The following is a 4,107-nucleotide window of genomic DNA, read 5'->3' on the forward strand; positions in this document are numbered from 1 at the left end:
GGCGCCAAACTCCGCGCCAACCTCGGCGCAGGAGAAACCTCCTCCGACGCCGAAGCCGCCAACAAGATCGGCTAACAGCACCCCACCCAAAAGAACCCCGCCACGGCACCGAACTACAGTGCCGCGGCGGGGTTCTTCTGCTTTCTGCATCCTGCATGCCCGGTACAGGAACTGCACAAGGATGGGCTTACACTGATGACCCCGGGCCGTGGCCCGGGGTCATCGTGGGTGTTTGGTTGGAGGGTCAGGGGTGCGGGGCTTTAGGAGGCCGGGGTTCCAGTCTCTTTGCGCTGCAGGGTTTCGGCGCGTTCCTCCAGCGGCGGGGTGTCCTTGGTGAGGCCCAGCAGTGCCTCTCCGGACAGCTGGATGTCGCCGACCTTTTCCTGGACCCAGTCGTGGAAAGCGCCGATGTGGTGCTCGCTGGGCACGAGGACGCCGCCCTTGGAGTAGGACTTGGAGGCCATGCCCGGCTGGCAACGCTCGCAGGCGTCAAAGTCCTGCATGTTCACGCGGTGGAACAGTTCCACCGAGGCGCTGACGTCTTTGCCGGACTCCACCACGGAGGGCAGGTACAGCCAGTCACATTCGACGATCGTGTGGTCTGCGGACATCGGGAACATCCGGTGGATGATCACGTGGTCCGGGACCAGGTTCACGAACACGGTCGGCTTGATGGTGATCGCGTAGTAGCGCCGGTCCTGATCCTCACCCACGCCCGGGATCACGTCGAGGCCCTCGGAGCCGTCCACGGTGAAGCCCTTGATGTCCTCACCGAACTCCGCGCCGTGGCCGACGAAGTACTGCGCGGCCAGCCCGTCGGCGAACTCCGGCAGCACCTCGGTCAGCTCCGGGTGGATCGTGGCGCAGTGGTAGCACTCCATGAAGTTCTCGATGATGAGCTTCCAGTTCGCCTTCACGTCATAGCGGATCCGCCGGCCCAGGGACAGGTTCGCCACGTCGTACCCGTCAATGGCGTGCACGTCGCCCAGGCGTTCCTCGATCGCGCCCATGACCTCTTCCTCGAACGAGGGCGGCTCCTCGGCCAGGCACACCCACACATAGCCCAGGTACTCGCGGATGTGGACCTTGGACAGTCCGTACTCATTGCGGTCAATGTCAGGCATCTTCGTCAGGTTCGGGGCGGCGATCAGCTTGCCCTCGAAGTCGTACGTCCAGGCGTGGTACGGGCACTGGAAGTTGCGCGCCGCTTCGCCCTTTTCCTCCATGCACAGCTTCACGCCACGGTGCCGGCAAACATTGTAGAAGGCACGGATCTCGCCCTTGCGGGTCCGCGAGATCAGCACGCTCTCCCGCCCCACCTGCACCGTCTGCCACGCACCGGGCTTGTCCAGGTCCGCGGACCGGATCGCGCAGAACCACATCTGCTCGAAAATACGCTCCTGCTCAGCCCGGAAAATAGCCGGATCCGTGTACAAATGACCGCCCAGGGTCGGGATCAGGCTCGGGGTGCTTACCTCAACAGACAATTTCTACTCCTAACAAAAACAAGAAACTCGGGTCAAAACTTTGGTGCCGGACGGAAGGTTTGGGGCTGTTTATTTTCAGGACGGGTTGTTTCAGGACATGTTGTTTCAGGACATGGCGGCGGCCCCCACGAGTGCGGCCGCCTCCGACCGAGGCGACGAAGCCAGGCTCCGCCGCCATTTGGTGAAGAGCCTGGGCTGGTTCATTCCCAGGACCGCCACCGGCGCGTCTCCGCGGTAGTACACGGCGAGGAAGCTGTGGGCGAGGGGGTCCCCGGCCTCGACCTCAAGGCGGTCGTAGCCGGCGGAGTGCCCCGCGAACTGGATCTTGACGCCGTGCTGGTCAGACCAGAAGTAGGCGGGCTTGGAAGGCTGCTCAGGGGCGTCGGCGTCCAGCAGGGCCCGGACAGCCAGCGCCGCGCGCTCCAGGGCGCCGGTCCAGTGCTCGACCCGGCGGTGGATTCCGGCCTCAGGGTCGAACCACGCGGCGCAGTCCCCCACAGCGACGATCCCCGGGATGTTGGTGCGTCCCATGGCATCACAGACGATGCCCGGGTTCAGCTCGAGCCCGGAACCGGACAGCCACTCGGTGTTCGGCTCAGCGCCAATCCCGATAACGACGACGTCAGCGGCCACGTACCTTCCCCCGGAGAGGCGCAGCCCGGAGACGTTTCCTTCGCAGCTGTAGAAGTCCTCTATGGTGGCGGACGAGATCAGCTCCACGCCGTTCGCTGCGTGCAATCCGGCCACCACTGCTCCCATCTCCGCCCCGAGCTGGCCGGCGAAGGGCACGGGCTTGGTGTCGATCATGGTGACGTCCATGCCACGGGACACAGCGGCTGAGGCGACCTCCGCACCGACGAACCCGGCACCGACGACGGCCATCCTGCTTCCAGGCAGCAGTTCGGGGGCAAGAGCCTGGGCGTCAGCAAGCGTCCGCAGCGAGAACACGTTGCTCAGTCCCGCAAGAGTGGGCAACTGGCGCGCCCGGGCACCCGTGGCTATGACGATGCCGTCCGCCTGGATGACCTGACCGTCCTTCAGCCGGATGCTGCGGGACTCGGCGTCGAGGGAAACAGCTCCCCCTCCAAGCAGCCACTCTGCCTGCAGCTCGTCGGCCTCTGATTCCAGGTACAGGTCCTCTGCGGTGATTGCACCGAGCAGGAAATCTTTGGACAGCGGCGGCCTGTCATAGGGCCGGTGCGGCTCATCGCCGATCACCACAAGGCGCCCGGTGAAGCCTTGGGCGCGGGCGGCCCTGGCGGCAGAGAGCCCAGCCAGCGAGGCCCCCACAATTGCAAGCGTCTCCATCGACACCACAGCCTCCTTCAATTGCTTCTTACGCAACAACAATCGCTATATGCAACAGAGTGATCCATGCCACGGCAACTGTCAAGGGTTGCCCTTCATGAGGGCCGGGCGACCCGCAACAGAGCAGAAAACCCTTGACAACCCGCTGTGAGCTACCGCACTCTGTTGCTTATAGCGATTGCTGTTGTTGATTACGGAACAGCGTCGGTGGCAATTGAACTCCAACGCTCCACCTAGAAGAAGAGGTCCCTCCATGCACAAGGCATGCCCGCTCAGTGAACTGGCACCAGGGGAAGCGCTGCGGCTGAACACGTCTCCTCCCATCGCCGTCTTCCACACCGAGGAGGGCGAGCTCTTTGCCATTGACGACACCTGCACACACCAGGACGCCTCCCTGGCCGACGGCTGGGTTGAGGACTGCTGGGTCGAATGCCCGCTCCACGCATCCCGCTTTAACCTGCGCACGGGAGGCGTGGACGCCCCGCCGGCCAAGCTCCCGGTCCGTACTCACGAAGTGACAGTGATCGATGGCGACATCATGATCACCGAATCCAACGAGGTCCCCAACCTCCCCCCTGGCCTGACAGTGGATGGCCACATCTAAGCAAGCCCATGAATCCGAGCAAAGGAATTCCTCATGGCCCCCAAAAGCGATACCCGATATAGCAGTGACGACCTAAGCAGCGAACCCAACCTGGACAGCAGCGCCAGCGCCGCCAAGGACCCCAATTCTCCCAAGCCCCAAGGCGTCGACGAAGCCGCCTTGGACGGGACCGACCTGGACGCGGCCTCGCCAGATCCCCTGACGGTCCCCCTGGCTGAGCTCGAAGAAGACTACGAACAGATCCTGCAGGAACTCCGCCTGACCAAGACCGAGCAGGCCGTGACCGAACGCCGGAACCGCAAGCTCACCCTCGACAAAGTGACCTTCGGCATCACGGGGGCATTCGCCATCGCCTTCGTGATCTGGGGCTTCTTCGGACGGGACAGCCTGGCAACAACCTCGCAAAGCGTCCTCGATTGGGTGATGCAGTACACCGGCTGGCTGTTTATGGGCCTGGCTTCCCTCTTCGTGATCTTTATCCTGTGGCTTGCCCTGGGCAAGTTCGGCAACATCCCGCTGGGCAAGGACGGCGAAAAGCCCGAATTCCGCACCGTGTCCTGGGTGGCCATGATGTTTGCCGCCGGCATGGGCAGCGGGCTCATGTGCTACGGCGTGGCCGAGCCGCTCTACGACTACGTCTCACCCCCGCCCGGTACCGTGGACGGACGCACCCCCGAAGGCACCCAGACCGCCATGGCCACGTCCATC

4 protein-coding genes are annotated in these 4,107 nt (G+C 63.9%); 2 read left to right on the forward strand and 2 right to left on the reverse strand.

Annotated features, from left to right (window positions below; all coding sequences use genetic code 11):
• Positions 1-260 precede the first annotated feature (260 nt).
• Positions 261-1,487 (reverse strand): aromatic ring-hydroxylating oxygenase subunit alpha, encoded by a 1,227-nt coding sequence (locus tag AC3A3W_RS05270; RefSeq protein WP_487440907.1) that lies wholly within the window; start codon positions 1,485-1,487, stop codon positions 261-263.
• A 105-nt stretch (positions 1,488-1,592) separates the two neighbouring features.
• Entirely contained in the window at positions 1,593-2,795 is a 1,203-nt protein-coding gene (locus AC3A3W_RS05275) for an NAD(P)/FAD-dependent oxidoreductase (protein ID WP_487440908.1), read from the reverse strand.
• Between the two features lie 253 nt (positions 2,796-3,048).
• Here AC3A3W_RS05275 and AC3A3W_RS05280 point away from each other — a divergent pair, with 253 nt between their 5' ends.
• Both AC3A3W_RS05280 and AC3A3W_RS05285 read left to right on the forward strand, forming a co-directional pair.
• Positions 3,049-3,399: a bifunctional 3-phenylpropionate/cinnamic acid dioxygenase ferredoxin subunit gene (locus tag AC3A3W_RS05280; RefSeq protein ID WP_205651181.1), complete on the forward strand. Its 351-nt coding sequence runs from the start codon at positions 3,049-3,051 to the stop codon at positions 3,397-3,399.
• 33 nt (positions 3,400-3,432) lie between these two features.
• The coding region (locus tag AC3A3W_RS05285; protein WP_487440909.1) for a BCCT family transporter at positions 3,433-4,107 on the forward strand (675 nt) is incomplete at its 3' end.

It is taken from the genome of Arthrobacter sp. Soil_N43 (assembly GCF_057655195.1).

Coding starts and splice junctions, on each gene's coding strand:
- AC3A3W_RS05275 (WP_487440908.1), bottom strand. CDS start 2,795: ATGGAGACGCTTGCAATTGTGGGGGCCTCGCTGGCTGGGCTCTCTGCC.
- AC3A3W_RS05280 (WP_205651181.1), top strand. CDS start 3,049: ATGCACAAGGCATGCCCGCTCAGTGAACTGGCACCAGGGGAAGCGCTG.